This is a genomic window from Campylobacter sp. MIT 12-8780 (genome assembly GCF_006864535.1).
In the GTDB taxonomy this organism is placed as follows: Bacteria; Campylobacterota; Campylobacteria; order Campylobacterales; family Campylobacteraceae; genus Campylobacter_D.
In genome coordinates, this window is the sequence record NZ_QHLL01000003.1 from 29158 (window position 1) to 51751 (window position 22594).

23 protein-coding genes are annotated in these 22594 nt (G+C 33.4%); 10 read left to right on the forward strand and 13 right to left on the reverse strand.

The features are described from left to right. The first annotated feature begins 11 nt into the window (after positions 1-11). The 5 genes from DMB95_RS02800 to abc-f are packed head-to-tail and all read left to right on the forward strand — an operon-like array spanning position 12 to position 5956. On the forward strand, positions 12-497 hold the full coding sequence (locus DMB95_RS02800) for a hypothetical protein (RefSeq protein ID WP_142930835.1): 486 nt from the start codon (positions 12-14) through the stop codon (positions 495-497). Then, the gene (gene serA / locus DMB95_RS02805; RefSeq protein WP_142930836.1) at positions 494-2077 is read left to right on the forward strand and encodes a phosphoglycerate dehydrogenase; all 1584 of its coding nucleotides are present in this window, start codon (positions 494-496) and stop codon (positions 2075-2077) included. Before DMB95_RS02800 ends, serA begins: the two co-directional genes overlap by 4 nt. Further along, positions 2074-2727, forward strand: coding sequence for a response regulator transcription factor (locus DMB95_RS02810; RefSeq protein WP_142930837.1), 654 nt, complete (start codon positions 2074-2076; stop codon positions 2725-2727). The genes serA and DMB95_RS02810 overlap by 4 nt, the downstream gene beginning before the upstream one ends. Then, positions 2721-4007: a sensor histidine kinase gene (locus DMB95_RS02815; RefSeq protein ID WP_142930838.1), complete on the forward strand. Its 1287-nt coding sequence runs from the start codon at positions 2721-2723 to the stop codon at positions 4005-4007. The genes DMB95_RS02810 and DMB95_RS02815 overlap by 7 nt, the downstream gene beginning before the upstream one ends. 2 nt (positions 4008-4009) lie before the next feature. Continuing rightward, positions 4010-5956, forward strand: a complete 1947-nt coding sequence (gene abc-f, locus DMB95_RS02820; RefSeq protein WP_142930839.1) for a ribosomal protection-like ABC-F family protein — start codon at positions 4010-4012, stop codon at positions 5954-5956. A gap of 59 nt (positions 5957-6015) precedes the next feature. Here abc-f and DMB95_RS02825 read toward each other — a convergent pair whose 3' ends face one another. The 5 genes from DMB95_RS02825 to DMB95_RS02845 all read right to left on the reverse strand — a co-directional run bounded on the left by DMB95_RS02825 (position 6016) and on the right by DMB95_RS02845 (position 11793). Then, on the reverse strand, positions 6016-7842 hold the full coding sequence (locus DMB95_RS02825; protein WP_142930840.1) for a sulfatase-like hydrolase/transferase: 1827 nt from the start codon (positions 7840-7842) through the stop codon (positions 6016-6018). 220 nt (positions 7843-8062) lie between these two features. After that, entirely contained in the window at positions 8063-8248 is a 186-nt protein-coding gene (locus tag DMB95_RS02830; RefSeq protein ID WP_137633019.1) for a molybdenum cofactor biosynthesis protein, read from the reverse strand. A gap of 102 nt (positions 8249-8350) precedes the next feature. Continuing rightward, a complete protein-coding gene (locus DMB95_RS02835; protein WP_142930841.1) occupies positions 8351-8920 on the reverse strand; it encodes an anthranilate synthase component II in 570 nt (189 codons plus the stop codon). Then, a complete protein-coding gene (locus DMB95_RS02840) occupies positions 8913-10721 on the reverse strand; it encodes a bifunctional anthranilate synthase component I family protein/class IV aminotransferase (protein WP_202922021.1) in 1809 nt (602 codons plus the stop codon). The genes DMB95_RS02835 and DMB95_RS02840 overlap by 8 nt, the downstream gene beginning before the upstream one ends. Further along, complete coding sequence (locus tag DMB95_RS02845; RefSeq protein WP_142930842.1) at positions 10714-11793, reverse strand: tyrosine-type recombinase/integrase; 1080 nt, start codon at positions 11791-11793, stop codon at positions 10714-10716. Before DMB95_RS02845 ends, DMB95_RS02840 begins: the two co-directional genes overlap by 8 nt. 705 nt (positions 11794-12498) lie before the next feature. Between DMB95_RS02845 and DMB95_RS02850 the strand changes: the two genes are divergently transcribed. Next, positions 12499-13092, forward strand: a complete 594-nt coding sequence (locus DMB95_RS02850; protein ID WP_142930843.1) for an outer membrane beta-barrel protein — start codon at positions 12499-12501, stop codon at positions 13090-13092. Between the two features lie 154 nt (positions 13093-13246). On the opposite strand, the gene DMB95_RS02855 is transcribed toward DMB95_RS02850, so the two are convergent. After that, on the reverse strand, positions 13247-13735 hold the full coding sequence (locus tag DMB95_RS02855) for a SixA phosphatase family protein (RefSeq protein WP_142930844.1): 489 nt from the start codon (positions 13733-13735) through the stop codon (positions 13247-13249). A 16-nt stretch (positions 13736-13751) separates the two neighbouring features. Next, entirely contained in the window at positions 13752-14267 is a 516-nt protein-coding gene (locus tag DMB95_RS02860) for a rhomboid family intramembrane serine protease (protein ID WP_137633025.1), read from the reverse strand. 108 nt (positions 14268-14375) lie between these two features. Between DMB95_RS02860 and DMB95_RS02865 the strand changes: the two genes are divergently transcribed. Continuing rightward, positions 14376-14792, forward strand: a complete 417-nt coding sequence (locus tag DMB95_RS02865) for a PepSY-like domain-containing protein (protein WP_260604814.1) — start codon at positions 14376-14378, stop codon at positions 14790-14792. Positions 14793-14846: 54 nt separating this feature from the next. Here DMB95_RS02865 and DMB95_RS02870 read toward each other — a convergent pair whose 3' ends face one another. After that, positions 14847-16112, reverse strand: coding sequence for an aminotransferase class V-fold PLP-dependent enzyme (locus DMB95_RS02870; protein WP_142930845.1), 1266 nt, complete (start codon positions 16110-16112; stop codon positions 14847-14849). A gap of 171 nt (positions 16113-16283) precedes the next feature. Here DMB95_RS02870 and DMB95_RS02875 point away from each other — a divergent pair, with 171 nt between their 5' ends. Both DMB95_RS02875 and DMB95_RS02880 read left to right on the forward strand, forming a co-directional pair. After that, positions 16284-17027: a DUF234 domain-containing protein gene (locus DMB95_RS02875; RefSeq protein ID WP_260604818.1), complete on the forward strand. Its 744-nt coding sequence runs from the start codon at positions 16284-16286 to the stop codon at positions 17025-17027. After that, positions 17027-18043, forward strand: a complete 1017-nt coding sequence (locus DMB95_RS02880) for a sensor histidine kinase (protein WP_142930847.1) — start codon at positions 17027-17029, stop codon at positions 18041-18043. Before DMB95_RS02875 ends, DMB95_RS02880 begins: the two co-directional genes overlap by 1 nt. Before the next feature lie 21 nt (positions 18044-18064). Here the strand turns inward: DMB95_RS02880 and DMB95_RS02885 are convergent, their stop codons facing one another. Genes DMB95_RS02885 through DMB95_RS02895 form a run of 3 tightly spaced genes read right to left on the reverse strand, consistent with a single transcriptional unit; the run spans position 18065 to position 19633 of the window. After that, a complete protein-coding gene (locus tag DMB95_RS02885) occupies positions 18065-18655 on the reverse strand; it encodes a LysE family translocator (RefSeq protein WP_142930848.1) in 591 nt (196 codons plus the stop codon). Further along, positions 18655-18960 carry an AzlD domain-containing protein gene (locus DMB95_RS02890; RefSeq protein ID WP_142930849.1) on the reverse strand — a complete coding sequence of 102 codons (306 nt, stop codon included), beginning with the start codon at positions 18958-18960 and terminating at the stop codon, positions 18655-18657. The genes DMB95_RS02885 and DMB95_RS02890 overlap by 1 nt, the downstream gene beginning before the upstream one ends. Then, positions 18953-19633 (reverse strand): AzlC family ABC transporter permease, encoded by a 681-nt coding sequence (locus tag DMB95_RS02895; protein ID WP_142930850.1) that lies wholly within the window; start codon positions 19631-19633, stop codon positions 18953-18955. The genes DMB95_RS02890 and DMB95_RS02895 overlap by 8 nt, the downstream gene beginning before the upstream one ends. Before the next feature lie 175 nt (positions 19634-19808). Between DMB95_RS02895 and tpx the strand changes: the two genes are divergently transcribed. Next, positions 19809-20336 (forward strand): thiol peroxidase, encoded by a 528-nt coding sequence (tpx, locus tag DMB95_RS02900; protein WP_137633034.1) that lies wholly within the window; start codon positions 19809-19811, stop codon positions 20334-20336. A 164-nt stretch (positions 20337-20500) separates the two neighbouring features. Here the strand turns inward: tpx and DMB95_RS02905 are convergent, their stop codons facing one another. Together DMB95_RS02905 and DMB95_RS02910 are read right to left on the reverse strand one after the other, a co-directional pair. Continuing rightward, positions 20501-21298: a phosphatidylserine decarboxylase gene (locus DMB95_RS02905; RefSeq protein WP_142930851.1), complete on the reverse strand. Its 798-nt coding sequence runs from the start codon at positions 21296-21298 to the stop codon at positions 20501-20503. A gap of 11 nt (positions 21299-21309) precedes the next feature. Continuing rightward, on the reverse strand, positions 21310-22500 hold the full coding sequence (locus DMB95_RS02910) for a metallophosphoesterase (protein WP_142930852.1): 1191 nt from the start codon (positions 22498-22500) through the stop codon (positions 21310-21312). Positions 22501-22594: the final 94 nt, after the last annotated feature.

The following is a 22594-nucleotide window of genomic DNA, read 5'->3' on the forward strand; positions in this document are numbered from 1 at the left end:
TAAAATGAGCGATGAAAAAATATAGCTTTTTTGCTGTTTTAGCTGTATTGTTTTTAGGGCTTTTGGTGGCTATCTTTTCTTTATTTTTTTCAGAAAATGATATAGTCCCAAATTTTGATGACTTGCAAGAAGAAAGTAAAGCTCAAGTTTCTATTCAAGAACAAAATAATCAAACTTGGCAGGATAGGTTTGCAAATTTAAGCCCTAAAAACTATACGCCTGCTGTAGAACAATTTTCTATGGTTTTTACTCCAGATACAAGCCAATACCAGCCTAAAAGTAAATTTTTTCAGCTTATCGTTGATAAAAATGATGTATATTCTTTGTTTTGTCTCAAACAAACTTTAAATTTTTTCAAGGTAAAATATTCGCTTACCTCGACTGGAACAAATACTGAGATTTTCTTAGATACAGACAATCAAAACTTGCTTAAAGATATACAAGCAAGACTTAAAATTTATGATATAAACACACAAATAAAGGAGATATGGCTATGAAAAAAAAGATTATCGTTTGTGATGCGATCTTAGATGAGGGTGTGGAACTTTTAAGAAAGGCTGAGGATATAGAGCTTATCGAAGCGGCAAAAGTGCCAAAAGATGAGCTTTTAACTAAGCTTGGTGATGTTGAAGTAGCCATTACGAGAAGTTCAACTGATGTAGATGAGAAGTTTTTACAAGCCGCACCAAAGCTTAAAGCCTTAATAAGAGCTGGAGTAGGGGTTGATAATGTCGATATAAATGCCGCTTCAAAGCAAGGCGTGATCGTGATGAATGTGCCAACGGCAAATACCATAGCAGCTGTTGAATTAAGTCTTGCTCATCTTTTGTGTGCGGCTCGATCTTTTGTCAATGCGCACAATCAGCTCAAACAAGAAAGAAAATGGCAAAGAGAAAAATGGTATGGTATAGAGCTTAAAGATAAGGTTTTAGGAGTCATTGGCTTTGGAAATATAGGCTCAAGAGTAGCCATTCGCGCAAAAGCCTTTGGTATGAAAATTCTAGCTTATGATCCTTATGTGCCACATTCAAAAATCACAGATTTAGATATGAAAGTAGCCAAAAGTTTAGATGAAATTCTAAGCCAAAGCGATTTCATCACCATTCACACCCCAAAAACAGCTGAAACTAAGGGTATGATAGGGCTTAATGAGCTTGCTAAGATGAAAGATGGTATAAGACTTATAAATTGTGCAAGGGGCGGACTTTACACCGAAGAAGCACTTTGTGAGGGACTTAAAAGTGGTAAGATCGCTTGGCTTGGTATAGATGTTTTTGATAAAGAACCAGCTACAAATAACCCGCTTTTAGACTTTGAAAACATCTCAGTTACAGCTCATCTTGGAGCTAATACCCTTGAAAGTCAAAGAAATATCGCCATTCAAGCTTGCGAACAAGCCCTAAATGCAGCACGCAATATAGCCTTTGCGAATGCTTTAAATTTACCTATCAAAACAGAAGATTTACCACCTTTCATCGCTCCTTATGTTGAGCTTGTTTCAAAAATGGCATTTTTATGCTCTCAAATGCAAAAAACTGCTATCACAAGTATCAAGCTTGAAGCAGAAGGAGCAGTGGCTGAATATGCGAAGTCTTTGCTTACTTTTGCCAGCGTTGGGGCTTTAAAAAATATCTTAGGTGATAGTATAAATTATGTTAATGCTGAGTTTGTGTGTAAAGAAAAGGGCATAGAACTTGGCTTTGAAGTTGTGCCAAATTCAGGCTATAACAACAAAATAAGCGTAAAGATAAGCACGGCAAATTCAAGCTTTAGTGTGAGTGGAACTGTATTTGAGGAAAATAATCAAAGAATAGTTTCTTTAAATGGCTTTAAGACTGATTTTAAACCAAAAGGAAAAATGGTAGTCTTTAAAAACAAAGATATTCCGGGTGTTATCGCTGCAATTAGTGGAATTTTAGCCCAAAATCATATCAACATCGCTGATTTTAGACTAGGACGCGATGGTTCAGGTTATGCTTTAGCTGTAATTTTACTTGATGAAAAGATAGATAAAAAAGTCCTTGATGAGCTTAACAATCTTGAAGCTTGTGTGTATGCATATTATGCAGAGTTATGAGAATACTTTTAATCGAAGATGATACAGACTTAAACGAGCTTTTAACTTTAAGACTTCAAAAAGAGGGCTTTGAGCTTGAAAGCTTGTTTGATTTTGAGGGCGTGCGTGAGCGTTTAGATGAAAAGGATTTTGATCTTTTGCTTGTGGATAGAAATTTACCAAGCGGAGATAGTGTAGAAAAGCTTGCCAGCCTTCGCAAACAAGGCTATAACGAGCCTGTGATTTTTCTTACTGCAAAAAGCTTGCAAGAAGATATTATAGAGGGCTTTAAAAAGGGCTGTGATGATTATATCATTAAGCCTTTTGATTTTAATGAACTTGTTTTTCGTATCAAAGCCTTGCTTAAACGCAGTAAAAAAGAAAGTGAAACTCTAGCATATAAGGACTTTTTACTTGATCTTAATAACCACCAATGCTTTTTTAAAGGCAAGGAAGCGATCTTATCAAATTTAGAATTTGAGCTTTTAAAATGCTTTTTTGAAAACAAAAACACGCTCTTAAGCAGGCAGTTTTTAAGTGAAAATGTCTGGCAAGATGATAGTGTCAATGATAAAACCATAAACATAGCTCTTACAAGGCTTAGAGCAAAATTTCCAAGTCTTAAAGAACATATCATTAGTGTTAGGGGCATTGGCTATAAATTATGCTAAAAACAAAACACATTTTTATGCTCCTTTTTGTGGGTATTTTAAGTATATTTACCCTAAGTGTAGCCGTGCTGATTTACTCCAATATACAAACCTTGCTTTTTAAGCAGTATGAACAAAAGCTCAAAACCCTTGATGATATCTTGCGTTTTTCTGTATTTGACAGCCTAAATGAAAGCAATATAAAAGAATTTAGCACTCAAACTCGCATTGATCTTATCATCAAAAAAGATGAGAGTGTTTTTGCTTCATTTAAAGACTACGATTTTTTTGTAAAAAATGCCAATGAAAGCATTCAAGAGCTTGAATTTAAAGGCAAAAAGCTTTTATATAAGCTTTATAAGATCAATCAAGATGATTTTTTTATACTTTTGGTGTATCCAAGAATTTTAGAGCTTAAGAATTATTGGCTGGGTATTTTTGGGATTTTTAGCTTTTGCGCCTTAGCTTGTTTTGTGTTTATAGGCTTTTTTGCTAAAAAATTGCAACAAAGTTTTAAGAAAATTTTAATTTTTCTAAGCAAAATAGACAGCAAAGATGAAATTTTACTTGAAAACTCTATCTTTAAAGAGCTTAATTTACTCAATGCAAAGCTTTACAAAACCAAAGCCACCCTACTTAAAAAACAAAGACAAAACAAAAAACAAAGCGATAAGATCAATCTTAAAAATACCCAGCTTACAAGCATTATCTCAGCCATATCTCACGAGCTTAAAAATCCACTCTCTGTTATAAAGCTAAGCATACAAACCCTAAAAGACAAGGACTTTCAAGATGAAAATAGCCAAAATAAGCTTTTAGCTAAGATAGAAAGTCAAGGCGAAAAGCTCAATAAGCTCACTACTCAGCTCAATCTTGTTTTTAACTTAAATTTAAGCCAAGATAATAAAAATACCTTTGATTTGTATGAGCTTGCAAAAAAAGTAGCCCTAAATGATGATAGGATAAAGCTAGAAGGTAAAAGCTCTATGGTTTTTGCTAATGAGTTTTTAATCGAACAGGTTTTAATCAATCTTAGCTCAAATGCTCTTAAATACAGCAAAGATGAAGTGATTTTAAAAGTAGAGGATAAAAAGGTAAGCGTAAAAGATAAGGGCATAGGCATAGCCAAAGATCAAATCAAACTCATCACAAAAAAATTTTATAAAGTGGATATAAAAAGTGAAAATTCCTTTGGAATAGGGCTTTTTTTAGTGAAAAAAATACTCAGCCTACATAAAAGCTATCTTCAAATTTCAAGCGAGCTTAATAAAGGTAGCGAGTTTTCTTTTGAATTGGAGTAAAAATGGCTTTACTTGAGTGTATAGAAGCAAATAAAAAATTTGGTGAAAAAATCATTTTAAAAGCTGTGAATTTTAGTGCAAATAAGGGCGAGAAAATCGCTATCATCGGCAAAAATGGCTGTGGTAAGTCAAGCCTTTTAAAAGCTCTTTATGGCAAGCTTAAACTTGATAGCGGACGCGTGATTAAGCAAAATGATATAAGCGTGGCTATGCTTGCTCAAGAGCTTGATTTTAACTCAAATTTAAGCGTTAAAGAGGCTTTGAAAGAACATTTAGCTGAGGAATTTAAGGCTTTAAAAGCTTATGAAAGCTTAAATGAAAGGCTTGCTAGTGAGCCTGAAAATAAAGAACTTTTAAAGCAGATTAATAGCCTTTTTGATTTTATCACGAGTAAAGATGCTTGGAATTTAGAAAGTAAAATGAATAGAGCCTTAAAAGAGCTTGATTTGCTACGTTTTGAGCATAGAAGTTTGCTTTCTTTAAGTGGGGGCGAGCTAAGGCGAATTGCGCTTTGTGCCATCTTGCTTAAAAGCCCTGACATCATGCTTTTAGATGAGCCAAGCAATCATTTAGATGTGTATATGTGTGCTTTTTTGGAAAATTATCTTAAAAACTCAAAATCCTGTGTAATCTTCATCTCTCATGATCGCTATTTTATCGATGAGGTAGCTACTCGTTGTGTGGAGCTTGAAGAAGGAGAGTTGAGAAAATTTGAGGGAAATTATACTTATTATCTGGCTAAAAAAGCTGAACTTTTAGCGAGTCTTAGTAAAAGCTATGAGACTTTAGTCAAACAGCTTAAAAGCGAGGAGGAATGGCTAAGACGTGGGGTAAAAGCAAGGCTTAAACGCAACGAAGGGCGTAAAGAGCGAATTTTAAAGATGAGAGAAGAGGCAAAGAAAAACCCAAGCCAAATTAACAAACTCAAGCTTGAATTACAAAGAGCACAAAATAACTTCACTCAAACTCAAAGCACTAATCGTCAAAAAATGCTTTTTGAGCTTGAAAATATCAGTAAAAGTATGGGCGAAAAGCTTTTGTTTAAGGACTTTTCAACGCGTATTTTACAACTTGAACGCATAGGCATAGTAGGCAAAAATGGCTGTGGAAAATCTAGTCTTTTAAAGATTTTGCTAGATAGGCTTAGCCCAGATAGCGGTAAGATAAAAAGAGGGGAGCTTAAAATTGGTTATTTTGATCAAGCAAGAGCCTTGCTTGAAAGTGAAAAAACTCTACAAGAAATTTTTTGCCCAAATGGAGGCGATAGGGTGGAAGTTAGGGGTAAAAATATGCATATTTATGGCTATTTGAAGCAATTTTTATTTCCTAAGGAGTTTTTAACTCAAAATGTAGCTGTGCTAAGCGGGGGCGAAAAAAACAGAGTAGCCTTAGCCTTGCTTTTCACCAAAGAATACGATATGCTCGTGCTTGATGAGCCAACAAATGATTTAGACATCGCCACTATTAACATACTTGAGGAGTATTTGCTAAGCTTTAATGGTGCGATTTTACTGGTAAGTCATGATAGATATTTTATGGATAAAATCGCTTCAAAACTCTTTGTCTTTAAGCCAAATGGTAGCATTGAGATCGAACATAAAAGCTATACTCAGCTTTTAGAAGATGAAAAAGAGCTTAAAGAATTTGAAGAACTTAGCCAAAAATTAAGCTCTAAAGAGCCTGATGAAGCTGAATATAAAAGCAAAAATATAAAAACAAATAAAAGCACAAAACTAAGCTACAAAGAACAAGAAATTCTAAAAAGCTACCCAGATAAAATAACTCAGCTTGAAACAAAGATCAAAGAGCTAGAACACGCCCTTTCAAAGCAAGAGCTTTATGAGGAGCAAGGTATAACGAGTTTGTATGAGGAGCTTAGCACTGCTCAAAGCGAGCTTTCTAGCCTTGAAGAAGTATATTTTGAGGTGCTAGAAAAGAGTGAAAACTAGGATTTTGCATTTAAACTCTTTATTTTCATACATTTAGCTTTTGCTTAATGATATTCTTTTCATTCTTTTTTCAAATACCGAGAAAAAATTTCAAAAATTTCAAATAAATTTTTCTTGCTTGTATTGTTGCTATCTTGGTATTTTTTATCTTTAAATTCAAGCAAACCTAAGGCATTGATCAAGACAATCCTTTCATCTTCTATAACCGCATTTTCAGTATAAGAGCCAGCTAGCACATAAGGACGATTTGTAAGATGAAAAAGATTTTCACCTATAGAATAATCCAAGCTATTATTTTTTACTCTAAAAACCTCTTGCATTAAGGTTGTGCTGATATCATATACACTTGTTTTTGTATGTATCGTGGCGCTTTTGTTTTGCTCGCCCCATTTTACAATGAGTGGAATTTTAACTTGATAATCCTTAAAATCACTATTATGCCCCCAGTGATTGTCTTTATCTTCGTTAAATTCCTCGCCATGATCTGCGCTTATAATGATGATTGTATTTTCATAGAGCTGATTTTCTTTTAAAATTTCAATAATTCTTTTAAAATTTGCATCCGTATAAAGCACAGCGTTTTGATAAAGGTTAAAATACTCGCTCGCATCGCTTTGAGCATTTAAAGAAAGATGATTGATACTTGAATAAGGTTTAAACCGAGCAAATTCATCTGGAAAAGTATAAGCGTGTATATTGTCTAAAAATACAAAGCTAAAAAATCTTTTGTTTTTATCATGATTTTGAATGAATTTGTGAAAATCTTCTATCGTATTTTCCTCTCTTTCAAGAAAAGTTTCCCCTTTTGAGCCCATTCGAAGATTTTCAACGGCTGCAAAGATAGTTTGATGAAATTCAGGCTTGTATAAATTTGCTGTTGTAAAGACGCCTAGACTATAGTTTTGATCTTTGACCGCTTGGATAAGAGCAGCACTTTTTCCGCTTGTTAAAGCCACCTGCCAATATGAAGGCGGCAAGCCATAAAACAAGCCAAATATACCTCCGCGAGTAGAATTTGAACTTGAATAGTGGTTAGTATAAACGCTTGCATTTTTGGCAAATTCTGTAGTAAAAGGCATATTTGTGGCATTAAGCATATCTGCCCTTAAAGAATCACTAAGCAAAAGCAAGACATTGTATTTTAAGCTTGCATCTTCATACTCAAGTGGCTTTTTAGGATAGTCAAAATACCCGCTTTCTAAAACTTTAAACTTCTCATTTTGTCCCTCTTGAGCGACAATGCCAAATTTTCTTAAAAAAGAATTCATAGTTAAAGGCTTGTAAAGTGGCAGGCGATTGGCAAGATTGATGATTGCTAAGTCTTGTTTAGCCATACTTAAAGCATGTATAAAATTCACGCTTAAATACAGCACTATCATCAAAGGCAAAACAAGCACAAAAAATCTTTTATGGCTTTTATTTTGTGCAAGATAAAGGGCAAAAAGGCTGGCAAAAACAACATAAAATATAATCACAAGCACCTTTATAATGATAGCAAGTACAGTTTGCGTGCTTAAAGAAATCACTTCACCGCCTGCATTAAAAAACAAATCAAGCATAGCAAAGCTTAAGTGAAAGCGGTAAAGATAAAATATATGCGCGTCTGTTAAAAGTATGATATGAGCAAAGATATTGATTAAACAAGTGATAAAAAACGCTAAAACCATCTTGTTTTTAAGCACCAAAAACAAGGGATATGCAAGCACCAAATTGATAAGGAAAAAATAAAGATAAAAATGAGCCACCCCAGCACATAAAAAATACACACTAGAGCCATTAAAAGTTAAATTTAAAGCGTATAAAAAAAGAGGATAAAAAGCTAGGGGGATATTAAATAAAACTACGATCAAGATAAACTTAAATTTATGTTGCAGGGGCAAAAACATATCAAAAACCTTTTTAAAATACAAATTAAAAAGGTGTATTCTAGCCCCCCCCCCCCCTTAATATAAGCTTAAAAACTACAAAATAAAAATTTTGATAAAAATGCAGTGGATTTGAATTTATAAAGATTAAAAGACATCACAAAGCGTGATTAAAAAATTTTGAAAAATATAAAAGATTTTAGGCTAAAAATGAAAGATCAAAAAGAAGTAGAGTTTAAATTTATAAACCTTTATCGGCTTTAATGAGTCTTGTAAATTGCCTTGCGAGTAGGGCGGCCTTGTCCTTATCTTTAGCAATTTGCCTTATATTTTGTGTAAAATCATACAGCCTATCATCAAGCATATAATCGCTTATTTGCTCTTTTTTCATACTTGTTTTTGGCGGTATTTTTTTCTTGAAAAACATTGATTTTCCTTTTTTATTTCTTTAAAATCAGGCTGTATTATAATACCAAAAGCTTAAATTTGAGATTAAAAAAATGAGATTTTTGCGGTAAGATTTGTAAATTTATTTTAAACGCAAGAAATTCAGCAAAATCACCTCCGCGCCTTGAGATAAAATCGCTTCTGGGTGAAACTGTACTCCATAAATATCATACTTTTTGTGCTTTAAAGCCATAAGAACATTGTTTGTATCATAAGCTAAAGCCTCATAATCTTTAGGAAGTTTTTTCACATATAAAGAATGATATAAGCATACCTTAAAATTCTGCTTTAAACCTCGAAATAGGGCATTTTCTTTGAATTTTATCTGCGTTGTTTTGCCGTGTTTTGGTTCTTTTAGTTTGGCGATCTTGCCCCCACTCACATAAGCAAGGCATTGATGTCCTAGACAAATGCCAAGTATTTTTTTGTTTTTTTGAAAATGCTTGATAACTTTTGTGCTTAAATTTGTATGTTTTGGCGCATTTGGACCCGGAGAAATGATGATATGAGAGAAATTTAAACCCTCAAGCTCTTTGGGGCTTTTATACTCATCATCTTTGATAACAAGCGCTTCAAAGCCAAATTTTTCAAGCAAATAGATGATATTATAAGAAAATGAATCATAATTATCGATAAATAAAACTTTACTCATCAAAAACCTTTAAATTCAGCTTTACAGCTCCTCTAAGTGAATTAATAGCCCAAAGCTCATCAGCCTTAAAAAGCTCGGGTTTAAAAAGTGTTTTTTCTTTGATATGCTGAGTTTGAAGCAAGACTTGTCTATATATGCCATCAAGCAAACCAAATTTTAAGCTTGGTGTATAAAGTTTGCCATTTAAACTAAGCACTAAATTTGTCCTTGAGCCTTCCAAAAGTCTTTCTTTCTCATCACAAAACGCCTCATCATAGCATAAATTCGCCTCACATTTACTCGCTGAATTTGAAAAACGATCCCTTAAAGAGCTTTTATGAAAGCTTAGATCATCTTTTATAAACGTGTCTTTTGACAAGTATAAAAGCTTGCTTTGTGAAGGCTTAATCTTAAAAAACTCAAATTCAAAATCGCCATTCTTAAAAAGCTTGAGTCTCAAACCAGCCTCTTTTAACTCACTTTTCACAAAACTTTCATCAAAAAAATCATTTTCCTTAGAAAATAAAAGCTCATTAAAGCTTTCAAAACTTAGCTTAGTAAAATCCTGATAAGCCCGCTGCTTTTCTAAAATGCCTTTAAATTCTCCTAAAAGCTTTTTGTGTTTGAAATTTAAGGCTAGGGCAGAGTGAAATAAACGTTTTAAATGCTCTTTAAAAAACAAAATTTTTCCATATTTAAAAAGCATAGTTTCAAAAAGACAAAAATCCTGCTTCAAAGGCTTTAAGAAGGAACTCTTTAGCTTTAATTCCTTAAATTCATCCCCAGCTTTTGAATCAAACACCACGCCACTTCCCACACCAAAGCTAAAATCAGACTTTAAACTCTTTCGCTCAAGTGTGCGAATAGCGACATTAAACACACTCTCATCTTTATGCACCAAGCCTATAGCCCCACAATACACGCCTCGTTTTCTTCGCTCAAGTTTGTTTATCAGCTTCATCGTCTCAAGCTTTGGAGCTCCTGTTATAGATCCGCATGGAAAAAGCGCTTCAAACACCTCAAACAAAGTTGTTTCAGCCTTTAAAGTCGCACTGATCTGCGAGATCATTTGGTGCAAGCTTTTGTAAGTTTTGATCGCAAAAAGCTTATCAACTTTTACTTCATCAGCGATTTTTGATAAGTCATTGCGTAATAAATCCACAATCATCACATTTTCACTTAAATTTTTATGATCATTTTGTAAAAAGTGCTTATTTTGTTTATCTAAAATCTCATTTTCACCCCTTTTTATCGTGCCTTTCATAGGCTCAGTAAGAATTTTTTGATCTTTTATCTTGAAAAAAAGCTCTGGAGAAAAGCATAAAATTTCGCCAAATTCACTTTGTAAAAAGGCTTTGTATTCGGCATTTTGTTCTTTTGTAAGAAGCTTAAAAAGCTCAAAGCTTGGAATTTTCGTGCGAAGCTTGAGCTTTTGGGTGAGATTGATTTGATAGCTTTGTCCTTTTTTGATACTTTTTAAAACCTTTTTAAAAGCCTTACAGTAAGCTTTTTTATCAAGCTTTTGAGTAAGGGTAGGGTAGTAGCGCATAAATGGATTTAAATTTAGCTTAAAAATCGATCGTTTTTTAAAGCAAAGTGCGTATATATAAGGCTTTTTGCTTGTAAAATTTGTATCAAAAAGATAAGTATAAAACTCATATTTTACACAAATTATGATGAAATACTCTTGCTTATATTGTTTTATTTTTTCAAAAAAAGTCTTGGTTTCTTGATAATTTCTCGCAGAAAAAGAAAAGGCAAAATCTTGATAGATATGATCCCCAAACACAGCAAAATTTTGCTTTAAGTTAGCCTTACTCATCTTGACTTATTTCTTTTTCGCTAACTTCTTTAGCCACTTCAGCAGCAAGCTTGAGCTTGTCACTATCAAAATGTGTGTAAATTCTTGAAGTATCAAGACTAGCATGCCCTAAGGCTTCTTGGACTAAAACTAAGTCTTTTTGTTTTTTATAAAGCAAGGTAGCAAAGGTATGACGTAGCATGTGAGCGCCGTTTTTTTGCTTGCGAATGCCAGCTTTAAAAAGGATTTGCTCGACTATACGGCTGACATAAGCTTGAGTTAAAGCTGTGCCTTTTTTGTTGCTAAAAAGTAGGGCGTCTTGGCTAAGATAATTGATCTCTAAGTCTTGCAAAAGCTTTTCAATTAATTCTTTTTTAATCATCACAACGCGGTATTTGTTGCCCTTAGCTCGAATTCGAATGATATATAAGTCATTTTCCTCGCTGATATCCTTGCGTTTGAGATTGATAGCCTCACTTACTCTTATGCCTGTAAAGATGATGATTTTAATGATGAGCTTGTTTCGCGTGGTGTTGGCTTTAAAGTCTGCATTTTCAACCGCATCAAGAAATTTTTTAATCTCATCTTCGCTCATATATTCGGGTAATTTGCCCTTAAAGCTGCTTATGCCAGCCCAGTTTTTAAGGCTTATATCATAAATATGAGCCTTGCCTTCTTCTTCATTTTGCTTATCTAAAAAATCAAAAAAATTCATCATCGCAATGCGGTAGTTTTTCTTGCTCGCATCAGATAAAGCTCCTGTAATGCTTGCAAGCACTTCAATCACGAGCTCCTCATCAATCTGCTTCATCGAGTAAAGCTTATAAAAACAAAGCTGTTCATAAAGCTTTTTAAGAGGGTTAAAATAAGTATTTACGCCTGTTAATCCGGCATTTCTAGCTTTTTTTACCAAGGCGTCAAGCTCTTCTATATGATGCACGTTTTTTGTAAGTTCAAAATTTACCATAGCCAAGGCTTGAGCGTTTTTAAGTTCTTTATTTGAAAGCGAACTCAGCTTAAATTTAACATATCTTGCAAGCCAAAAGAGCAGGGAATGCTCAAAATCCTCTTCGCAGTCAAGTGGGTATTTCATCGTTTGGTTTTCCTTAAAATAAAAGGGTATTGTAAGATATTTTTAATGAAAAAGAGCTTTAAACAAAATTAAAAAATAAAAATAATATTTTAAAACTCTTTTTTTATCATTATTTATATTAAATGATAAATATAAATTATAAATTCTTATTGAGTTATATTCATACTTACAATTTTATTTTTTGCTATGCTAAAAAAGTAGGTATATATAAACACAAACCTATGCTTAAAATTCTATGGATAAAAAAATAAACTTCAAAAGGTAAAATGGTTTAATATCCTATATAATAGTAATTTAAAAGTAAAAATAGAGTATGGTATGCAAAAATATAAAAAAGTTTGAAAATTATAGTTTTCAATACAAAATTAAAATACAAAGCTGATTTTACATTATATCATATAATTATACATATTAATTAAGTTTATTTTAAATTAATAATTTATAAATTTATTTATAAATACTTATATAATATTTTTTGTATTTAAATAATATTATTTTACTATTTTATCAGCTTTAAAATCATATCCATTCTTTTAATGTTTTTGCGTTATTTTGGTGTTTGTATTTTTGATGTTGTGTGTTGTGAAATGATTTTATAAAGATTTTTAATTTTATTAAGTGCGTATTTATATTTTTTGGCTAGAATTACACTTTCAAAATCGTTAAATCTTAAAATTTAATGAAATACACTTTGAAGGAAACACAATGAAAAAGATTTTCACAAGCGTTGCAGTAGCTTCGGCTTTGCTTGCAAGTGCTGCTGTTGCAGAAGACTCTGGTGCATTTGTTGGTGCAAATGTTGCTTATGGTGCAGCTAAACCAAATTCAACTAGTTTGAGATCAGGTGGCTCATATACTGGCTTTAGATATGGTATCATCGCTGGTTATAAAGAATTTTTTGATGCGAATTTTGGTGTAAGATACTATGGAACCTTTGATTTGGGAACTAAATACACCAAAGGTGGTAACAATCCACAAATTGAAACAATGAACCTTTATGTTAATGCTGATGCGCTTTACAATTTCGCTCAAGAAGGCGATCTTGAATATGGCGTTTTTGGCGGTGTGGGCTTGGGTTATGTTAGCCACGAAGTAAAAAATAAAAGAACAGGAAATGATGAACCAGATGGCTTTGATGTTGCTTTAAATCTTGGTTTAAGAACTACTTATAATTATGTACATGGCTTTGAGCTTTTTACTCGTTTTGGACTTTTAAATCAAGAAGCTACAGCTAATGGCGTAACCTCTAAGGTAAAACAACCTTATCAAGTAGGACTTCGCTATACTTTTTCGTTTTAATTAAACATTATTCACTAAAATACAAAGGCTAGTTATTTTTCTAGCCTTTTGTTAATTTTTAAGACATAAAAACCAACTTTTAAAAACAAAATTTAATCACTCCCCTCCCCTATCATATTTCGTCTATTAAGTTCATTTTTGCAAAAACACAAATTTACAAATGCCTTTCTTTTAAATTCTTTGAGTTTTCAAAGAATACAAGCCTTGCTTGGTGTAGTTTTAGCTCCTTAAAACTTGGCAATTCTAAACACAACACAGAGCAAGTCGCAAAGGAAGGCAAATGAATTTCGCTTAAAAGCTCAATGCTTTCTTTCAGGGCTGGGTTGTGTCCTACGAGCATTATTTCTTGGTAGTTTTCATCGATTGTTTTGATGAGATTAATTATATCTTTAGCTTCAGCCTCGTATAAACGCTCCTCAAAAACAAGCTCACAGCCCAAAGTCTGCGCAAATTCCCTAGCTGTCTGGCTTGTCCTTGTAGCTGGGCTTGAGATAATGCAATTTAAGTTGAATTCAAAGCTCTTAAGTCTTTCAAGCATGAGCTGTATATCTTTCTTGCCCTTCTTGCTTAGCCTTCTGTAAAAATCGCCCTCTTTTGCACTCTCCTCAGCTTTGGCATGACGTAAAAAATAAATCCTTTTCATATAATCACTTCCTTAGCTATTTCTTTAAAATTCGCATTTTAGCGATGATAAATCCGCACAAAAAGCCAAATATATGCGCATACCAAGCGATATTTACACCCACAAGTAAAGGTGCAAAACTAATGAGTAAAATAGCCACTACAAGTCCTTTTGCACTTGATTTATCAATACACGCATAATACCCTATCAAAACGCAAATCGCCCCACTCGCACCAACAATATTCACAAAATGCGTTTCAAATATATCAATATACAAAAAGCTCAAAAACGAGCAAGCAAGCCCTCCAAGTATGTATAAAAGAGCAAACCTAAGGCTTCCAAGATAACGTTCTAAAACAAAGCCAAATTGATAAAGTGTGATCATATTTAGCGCTAAATGCGTAAGATTAGCATGCAAAAACATAGAGCTTAAAAGCTGCCAATAAAAACCATCTTTAAAGGCTAAATTTAAGCCAAAAATAACTTTTAGCTCATTATCTGGCAAAAGAAAATAAATAATGATATTTAAAGCGATAAGCAAAACACAAAACAATTTTAAGCCTTTTTAGCAAATTATAACATTTCTATGTTAAGATAATCCAAAATTCACGCTGGCTTCACTAAAATTGAGCTAAAATACAGAAAAATTAAGGATATTATAGTGTTTAAAAAGTTTGTTTTGGCTTTTTTCTTTCTTTGTTTGCTTGCAAAGGCTGATCTTATCATATCTCCAGACTCTTTGCCTGAAAACACTAAACAATTTTTAAGCACGAATTTTAAAGCACAAGTTGGTATGGCACAAAGAGATGGCAATTCTTTTGAAGTGTATCTTACTGATGGCACTGAACTTGAGTTTGATATAATGGGAAATTGGAAAGAAATTAGTAGCAAATTCACACCGATTAATTTTTCTATATTGCCAGCAAATATCGCCGCAATCATACAAAATCAATTTCCAAATACATTTTTACTCGAGGCTGAAAGAAAGATAAATTACTACAAAATCAAGCTTTCTAATAGACTTGAGCTTAAAATAGACGCAAATGGAACTATCTTAAGTCAAGAATTTGATGATTAAGTGCAGAGAAAATGAGCTCGTTTTACTTTGATAAAAAGCTCTCATTTTAAAAAACTAGCTCAATTCCTTTATACTCGCCTTTAAAGCCTTAAAGAAATAACGCAAATCCTCTTCTTCATGCGTATAATGAAGGCTTACCCTAAGCCAGCCCGGTTTAGTGCTTAATTTCACATTATCTTCTAAGCCAAGCAAATCATGCCCATAAGGTCCAGCACAAGCACACCCTGCCCTTGTTTCTATCTTGTATTTTTTACTTAGATGATAAGCTAGATCAAAAGGAGAAATGCCTTTGATATTAAAAGAAAAGATTGCTAAGCGATTTTTAAGCTCTTTTGCGTAAATGATGGCTTCTTTGATACTTTCAAGTTCCTTAAAAAACATTTTTACAAGTTTTTGTTCTTTTGAAACGATCTTTTCAAGTCCTATATTTGCTTTTACTCTAAAAGCAAGACTTGCTTTAATAAGCCCCAAAATAGGCGGTGTGCCACCCTCTTCTAAGCTTTCAATATCACAAAGATAAGAAGCTGAACTCCTTGAGACATAACCCACAGTTCCACCAGCTGCAAAGCTAGGCTTAGGGGCACATAGGCTTTTTTTAATCACCAAAAGCCCACATCCTCCAACTCCACCTAAAAATTTATGCGAGCTGATAAATAAAGCATCATAAAAGCTAGCAGCTATATGATGATAAGGCGCAAAAGCTGAAGCATCATAAGCAATAATAGCTTTATATTTGCGTCCAAGCTTGCTTATAGCCTTATAATCACTTAAAATTCCTGTTACATTAGAAGCCAAAGAAATGCTAATGATGATCTTTCTTTCTTTGTTTTTTTCTAAAACAGAACTAAAAAAGTCAAGATCAAACTCGCCCTTTTCATTCAAAGGTACACGCACGCATTCACACAAGCCTTCTCTAAAACTTAGCTCATTTGAATGATGCTCATAAGGTCCTATGATGACAAGGGGCAGGGTTTTTTTATCTAAATTTAAAAGATATTTTTCTTTTACAAGAGGTGGAGCATAAACACCTAAAAGCTCTTGAAATTTCTTTATAGCAGCGCTTGAGCCATATCCGCAAGCAATTAAAGCAAAATCATCATTCAAACCAAGACAGGCTTTAATCTCTTTTCTTGCATTTTGATATAAATTTTGAGTTTTAAAAGAGTGCAAAGCACTATCAGAATGCGTGTTTGCGTAGGTTAAAAGCGTATTTTTAAGATGAGCTTCCACACTTTTTAAGGCCAAAGCTGAAGCTGCAAAATCAAAATAATGCACGCCTTTTTTTAAAATAATATCTTTTCTTAAATTCTGTATTTCCAAAGCAAACCTCAGCAAAAATTTGCTAAAATTATACAATAATTTTATCATTTTAAGGGTAGCAATATAGAATTTAGCCAATTTTCAAAGTCTTTTAAGGACTTAAATATGAAAGAACTTTTTGACTTATATAGCGTGTTTGAGGGCTTTGATAGCTTTGAAAACAAGGGTGATTTGTATGAAAATATCAACTTTAATTATCTGCAAAATTATACTTCTATCGCTTCAAATTTTAAATTGAGCGCAAAAAGCGAGCTTGCCCTAAAAATACTTGCTAAAAATAGCCGTAAAAAATACTCTATCAACAAAAAACTCGGGCATTTTAAAGCTACAGCTGCACTTAAAGAGCTTTTAGAACTTGGCTTTGTAAGCTTTGAAAAAAGTAAGGAGGAGCGTTTTTTTAGCCCAAAAGGACAAAAACTTAAAAAACACTTAAGAGGGTATGTTATCCAAGATAAGATTTTATTTTGTAGTCATTTTATGAGATTTTTTTATTATTTTTTAAAGCCCAATGAGGAACTTATCTTAAATGCCGAATTTGATCTTGTGCTAGAACTTATAAAAAAGGATTTTGAACATTATCAAAGCCTGTGTTTTGAGCTTTTAAGTAAAGAATTTTTACAAAAAAAGCTTGATTTAGCTGAAATTTCAAGCTTTTGGCATAGGGATTTGGAGCTTGATTTGTATTATGAGGATGTAAATTTGTGCTTTGTGGGCGAGGTGAAATACAAAAATAAAAAAGTGTGTAAAAATGTGCTTAATCTACTTAAAATCAAAGCTTCAAACCTTGATATAAAGCCAAATTTTTATGTGCTTTTTTCAAAATCTGGCTTTTCAAGCGAGCTGTTAAAGCTCAAAGAAAGCGATTTGCTTTTATTTGATTTGAATGATTTTAAAGAACTTTTAAAGGAACAATGATGAATGAAAATATCTTAAAAAGCCTTGATTCTGCTGAAAAAGAAAATTTACAAGAAGGGCTTAAGTCCTTAATCGAACAAACCTATGTTATAGAAAATGAATACAAAGCCTTGCAAGCTAGCTATGAGAGCTTAAGAAAGATGATGAGTGAGATTATCGAGGTGTTGCCAACTGCGCTTTGGGTGCTTGAGGGCAAAACCATCATCTTGCAAAATGAGCAAGCTTTAAAAAATGAGGCTTTGCTAGCTCATATTGATACCTCAAAGGCTCATTATGAGCTTGAGTATGAGGGACGTTTTTTTATCATCAAAAATATCAGCCATGAAGGAAGGCTCATTATTCAAGCTACTGATATAAGCGATGAAAAGCGAAATGAAAGGCTAGCAAGTATGGGAAGCGTGGCAGCGCATCTAGCTCATGAGATTAGAAATCCTATAGGCTCGATCTCTTTACTTGCAAGCACGCTTTTTTCAAGAACAGAGCTTAAAAACAAACACATAGTGCTTGAAATTCAAAAAGCTACTTCAAGGGTAGAAAGGATAGTCAATTCTACCCTACTTTTTACTAAGGGCGTGCGTATAAACTCAGGGGATTTCAATCTTTTAGAGCTCAAAGATGAATGCGAGCAAATTAGTCATTCTTATAATTTTAATGCTGAAATTGACTTTAGCTTTGAGTTTTTAGACTTAACAATCAACGCTGATAAAGCCTTAATCAACCTTGTGCTTCAAAATCTCATCTACAACGCCATAGATGCCATAGAAGAAAGCGAAAATCAAAATGGAAAAATAAGCATAAAAAGCCTGCTTAAAGAAAATGAACTCATCATCAAAGTCTTTGACAATGGAGCAAGCATAAAAGATGAAAAGGCTGTATTTGAAGCCTTTAAAACAACAAAACTTAAGGGAAATGGCTTAGGACTAAGCCTTTGCAAGCAAATCATCAACGCACATGGCGGACAAATAGGCTTTGAAAAAGAGCCAAAATGCTTTTATTTTAGCTTGCCTGTAAAATAAATTTAAGCTTTTCTAAGAAATTTAAAGCTCAAAAAAGAGCTCATAGAGCATAAAACAGCCTAAAAATGCTACACAAAGGGCTGAAAATTTACTGAGTTTATTTATATGCTTGCCTAAAAACAAGCCAAAAGCCACTCCACCTAAGGCATAGGTGCAAAGTGCTAGAAACTCTATAAAAATGATGATAGAGCTTAACACAAGTAAATTTGATTTTTGCAAAAAAGGCGGTAAAAGAGCAAGCATAAAAATCCACGCTTTTGGGTTAGAAATAGTTGCTAAAAAGCCTTGAAACACAAGCGTGCTTTTATCTTTAAATTTAAACTCACCTTTTTTAAGCTCGAGTTTTTGATGAAAAAGCGTGTAAGCTGTGTAAAGCAAAAACAAGCTTCCAAAAAGTTTAAACACCGCAAAAGCAAGCTTAAATTGCAAAATAAAACTCGCCCCAAGCCCACAAAGCACCACTACAAGCAAAACCCCAAAAAGCTCTCCAGCCATCATCCACAAAGTCTTTTTAAAACCAATGCTAAGTCCCAAAGAAAGAGCCAAACTCATACAAAGTCCGGGCAGAAAAGAAACCGAAGCAAAAGAAAGCACAAAAAGGGTATAATCCATCACACAAGCCTTGAAGCAATCATATAAAAAATAGTCCCTAAAATCATACTTAAAAGGGCATTTTTAAAATAAATTTCAAGCCCTAAAACTAAAATACAAGAAAAAAATAGCACAAAATCAAGCTTAAAAGAAAAAAGACAATAAAACACTAAAATAACCATAATCACAAGTGGCATATTTTTTTGGATAAAACTCAAAGTGCTTGAGTTTTGCTTGCGTTTAAAGAGTAAAAAGGGCAAAACTCGCCCAAGATAAGTCGCTAAAAACCCACAAAAAACAGCCTCTAAATAAAAACTATCAAACATATCTTTTTCCTAAAACAAGCAAAATCAAAGCAAGAGTAAGGCAGATAAAGAGCATATAAGCTTTTGCGATAAACAAAAAGCCACAAATTCCTATCACAGCGGCTAAAATAAGAACTTTTTTGTTTGGATTAAGCTTAAACGCATCATAACTTAGCACGATAAAAAGAGCGATTAAGCAAAACTCAATGCCTTTATAATCAAATTTCATCATCTTTTGCACGAACACGCCTAAAATTCCGCCAAGCACCCAAGAGACTTGATTGATAAAGCAAAGTAAAGCATAATACAAACTTTTTTTGTTTTTATCTTGCACGCTTTCAAAGCCCTTTTCATTAGTGCTTAAAAGGGCAAAACTTTCATCAGAAAGAGCAAAGATCACATAATGTCTTAAGAAATTTAAGCCTTTGAGTCGCTCAAGCAAACTTAAGGTATAAAAAAAATGCCGAAACCCAAGCAAAAAAAGCGTAACAAAAATACCAAGCAAACCCTGCTTAGCCGTAATAAAAGCGATGAGTAAGAACTCAGCTGAACCAGAATACACAAAAAAAGAGATACAAATCACTTCAAGTAAGGAAAAATCATTGCTAGAAGCAAGTATCCCAAAACTCATTCCAAGCGGTATATAACTAAAGATTACTGGCAAGCACAGCTTTAAGCAAATTTTTACATTCAAGGCTATCCTTTAAAAAAGCAGATTATAACAAATTTTTATATATTTTAAGATACATTTTTACACTCATATATTAAAAAAGACTTATTTTAAGTGATTAATATCTTAAATTAAGACTTTAATGCTATAATAAGGCTAGCTTAAAAATAAGCAAATATAAAATCCAAAAGGAGAAACAATGAATTCAGTAACTTTTAAAGGAAATCCAATGCACCTTAAAGGTAGCGGAGTAAGCGTTGGTGATAATGCACCTGTTGTTAAGCTTAAAAGCAAGGACTTAGGCGTGGTTGAAGTGGGAAAATCTGCTAAAATCCAAGTTGTTTTAAGCGTGCCAAGCCTTGATACACCAGTGTGTGCAACTGAGGCAAGAGAATTTAATAAAAGAGTTGCTCAAAACCCAAATGCCGAAGTGATCGTAGTGAGCCAAGATTTACCTTTTGCTATGGGAAGATTTTGTAGCACAGAAGGCATAGATAATATAATCGTCGCAAGTGATTTTGTATCTAAAGAATTTGGTGAAAAATACGGCGTTTTGCTTAGCGATGGAGCTTTAGAAGGCTTGCTTGCTCGTGCGATTTTCGTGATTAAAGACGGCAAGATTGTGTATAAACAAATCGTTCCTGAGGTTACAGAACTCCCAAATATAGAAGATCTTGAAAAATTCTTTAACGAAAATAGCGGTTGTGGCTGTTCTTGCTCACACTAAACTTTTTCGCCTTGAAAGTCTCAAAAAAGCTTTTAAGGCGAGATTATTTTACACTTTTGAATAATTCTTGTTATTTGTATTGCGGTAAGCTTTAGCTTCATTTACCACACAAAACACACTTTTTATCAGCTTAAACTAAGTATTTAGCTTTTGATTTTCTTTTATTAAGCCTTAGCTATATTTTGCCCGAATTTCACACTTTTTTGGCTTAAGTTTTGCTGGAATTCAAGCTTTGAAGCTAAGATAAGTATAGTTGAGCCAAGCTCAAAATGCCCTAGCTCCTCGCCTTTTTTAAGCTTTAAATTCTCATAAGTGTGCGTAAAATTATGAGCGTGTGGGGCATTTGTTTGTATGCTTTTGTCAAATTCAAAGCACATTTTACCTACATTTAAAGCCCCAACAAAAACAAGCCAAAACAAGTTTTTTTCAGCTGTAAGGCATTTTAATACCACTCTTTCATTTTTTGCATATAAATTCGCGTATTTTTTAACATTTGCTTCACTTACGCTTAAGAGTTTGCCACTGGTGTAAGTTGCGCTTAGAATTTGTAGATCACAAGGGGCGTGATAGCGGTGATAATCACGAGGCGAAAGGTAGATATTTGCGTAACTTACGCCTTTTTCAAGTTCCTTTTTTTCATAAGCGTTTTGCAAAAGCTCATCGATATCATAAGTAAAACCTTTCACGCTAAAGGCTAGATTTGTCCCCTCACCCACAAAACTTTTGCCACATTCTAAAACCTTACCATCACAAGGAGAGATAAAGCCTTGTTCTAAAACTCTTGGCTTTTGCAAAGCTCTTGTAAAAAGGGCGGTGAGGCTTTTATATTCTTTGGCGTCTTGAAATTCGCTTAAGTCTATCTTAAAATAATTCACATAAGCTTGATTAATGAAATTTTGCAAAAAGCTAAAAAACTCAAAACCAGCAATTGCCCCAAAAACTCGCGATATAAGCTTATCCAAAATCCCCTCCTCTAAGCCTCAGCCTTTATTTGCATTAAAACAATCTCACTTGGAGCTAAAAAGCGAATCGCAGGTCCCCAAAATCCAGCCCCACTACTTACATAAAGCTTAGTCTTTTGACTTAATTCATAAAGCCCATACAAAAAGCCTTGTTGAGCAAGCACCAAAGCTCCAAAAGGAAAAACCTGCCCAGCGTGAGTATGTCCGCTTAAAACAAGATCAAAAGCACTCACATCAAGCACATTGACACTTTTTGGCTGATGAGAAAGTAAAATGCTTGGCTTGTTTAAGCTTAAATTACTCGTTGTAGCTTTTATATCAGGAGTAAAATTTGTAGCTGAGTTTAGCCCTAAGCCACTTAAGCCAACGCCTTTTTCATCATTTGCAAAGCGAAGTCCAGCAAGATCAGCAAGCCCAGCTATATTAAACTCACCTAAATCCACGCTTTCATTAATCAAAATCTTTAAATTTGTCTTTGTTTTTAGCACCCTTAAAACTTCATCAAGCCCTCTGTAATACTCATGATTGCCAAGCACATAAAAAGTGCCTAGCTTGCTTTGTAAGTCATTAAGCTTGTGTATATAATGCTCTAGCTCCTTAGGCTTTGTATCGATTAAATCGCCAACTATGACTACAATATCAGGCTTTAAGCCATTGATCTTTGCTACAAGCTCGCCCAAAAAGACATCGTGCAGGTTCTTACCCAAATGCACATCGCTAATCATCACAAGTCTTAAGTCATTTTTTAAGCCTTTTAAGCTCAAGTTCATTTGCTTTACAGCTGGCACATTCATAGCATTGCCCCAGCCCCTAAGCACAAGCCCTATACCAAAGATAAGCAAGGAAAAATTAAAAATAAGCTTGATAAAAGAACGTCTTTGTGGATTTAAGGGAAGTTTGCTCGTTTTTTTTACCCAAAAGCGTATAAAAAAGGCTAAAATTTCAGCAAAAAGCGTAACAAAAAAGAAAAAATAAGTAAAAGCAAAAGAATGAGCTAAAACATTATATATAGTGCTATTAAAGCGATCATCTGCCCTAAACATCAAAAAAGCAAATTCCATCACAAAAATCACAAGCACAAAGCCTAAAACCCAAAACCTATGAGCTTGTAAAAAAGGAATTTTCATAAACAAACGTTTATAAATAAAAACATTAGCCAAGCCAAAAATCAACATAAAAATACAAGAAACTATAAAAAACATAGGCGTAATTTTAGCTTTTTTTGTTAAATAAAAGTTTTATACACTTACAAAAAAATGCTTTTAAATTTTGATAAAAAGTGTATAATTGTATAAA

Bases quoted from the DNA above. Each gene is read 5' to 3' on its own strand.
- DMB95_RS02880 (WP_142930847.1), top strand. From the start codon at position 17,027: ATGAATGAAAATATCTTAAAAAGCCTTGATTCTGCTGAAAAAGAAAAT.
- DMB95_RS02815 (WP_142930838.1), top strand. From the start codon at position 2,721: ATGCTAAAAACAAAACACATTTTTATGCTCCTTTTTGTGGGTATTTTA.
- DMB95_RS02840 (WP_202922021.1), bottom strand. From the start codon at position 10,721: ATGAGTAAGGCTAACTTAAAGCAAAATTTTGCTGTGTTTGGGGATCAT.
- DMB95_RS02910 (WP_142930852.1), bottom strand. From the start codon at position 22,500: ATGTTTTTTATAGTTTCTTGTATTTTTATGTTGATTTTTGGCTTGGCT.
- DMB95_RS02800 (WP_142930835.1), top strand. From the start codon at position 12: ATGAAAAAATATAGCTTTTTTGCTGTTTTAGCTGTATTGTTTTTAGGG.
- DMB95_RS02830 (WP_137633019.1), bottom strand. From the start codon at position 8,248: ATGTTTTTCAAGAAAAAAATACCGCCAAAAACAAGTATGAAAAAAGAG.
- DMB95_RS02850 (WP_142930843.1), top strand. From the start codon at position 12,499: ATGAAAAAGATTTTCACAAGCGTTGCAGTAGCTTCGGCTTTGCTTGCA.
- DMB95_RS02810 (WP_142930837.1), top strand. From the start codon at position 2,074: ATGAGAATACTTTTAATCGAAGATGATACAGACTTAAACGAGCTTTTA.
- DMB95_RS02845 (WP_142930842.1), bottom strand. From the start codon at position 11,793: ATGAAATACCCACTTGACTGCGAAGAGGATTTTGAGCATTCCCTGCTC.
- DMB95_RS02825 (WP_142930840.1), bottom strand. From the start codon at position 7,842: ATGTTTTTGCCCCTGCAACATAAATTTAAGTTTATCTTGATCGTAGTT.
- DMB95_RS02885 (WP_142930848.1), bottom strand. From the start codon at position 18,655: ATGGATTATACCCTTTTTGTGCTTTCTTTTGCTTCGGTTTCTTTTCTG.
- DMB95_RS02890 (WP_142930849.1), bottom strand. From the start codon at position 18,960: ATGTTTGATAGTTTTTATTTAGAGGCTGTTTTTTGTGGGTTTTTAGCG.
- tpx (WP_137633034.1), top strand. From the start codon at position 19,809: ATGAATTCAGTAACTTTTAAAGGAAATCCAATGCACCTTAAAGGTAGC.
- abc-f (WP_142930839.1), top strand. From the start codon at position 4,010: ATGGCTTTACTTGAGTGTATAGAAGCAAATAAAAAATTTGGTGAAAAA.
- serA (WP_142930836.1), top strand. From the start codon at position 494: ATGAAAAAAAAGATTATCGTTTGTGATGCGATCTTAGATGAGGGTGTG.
- DMB95_RS02855 (WP_142930844.1), bottom strand. From the start codon at position 13,735: ATGAAAAGGATTTATTTTTTACGTCATGCCAAAGCTGAGGAGAGTGCA.
- DMB95_RS02835 (WP_142930841.1), bottom strand. From the start codon at position 8,920: ATGAGTAAAGTTTTATTTATCGATAATTATGATTCATTTTCTTATAAT.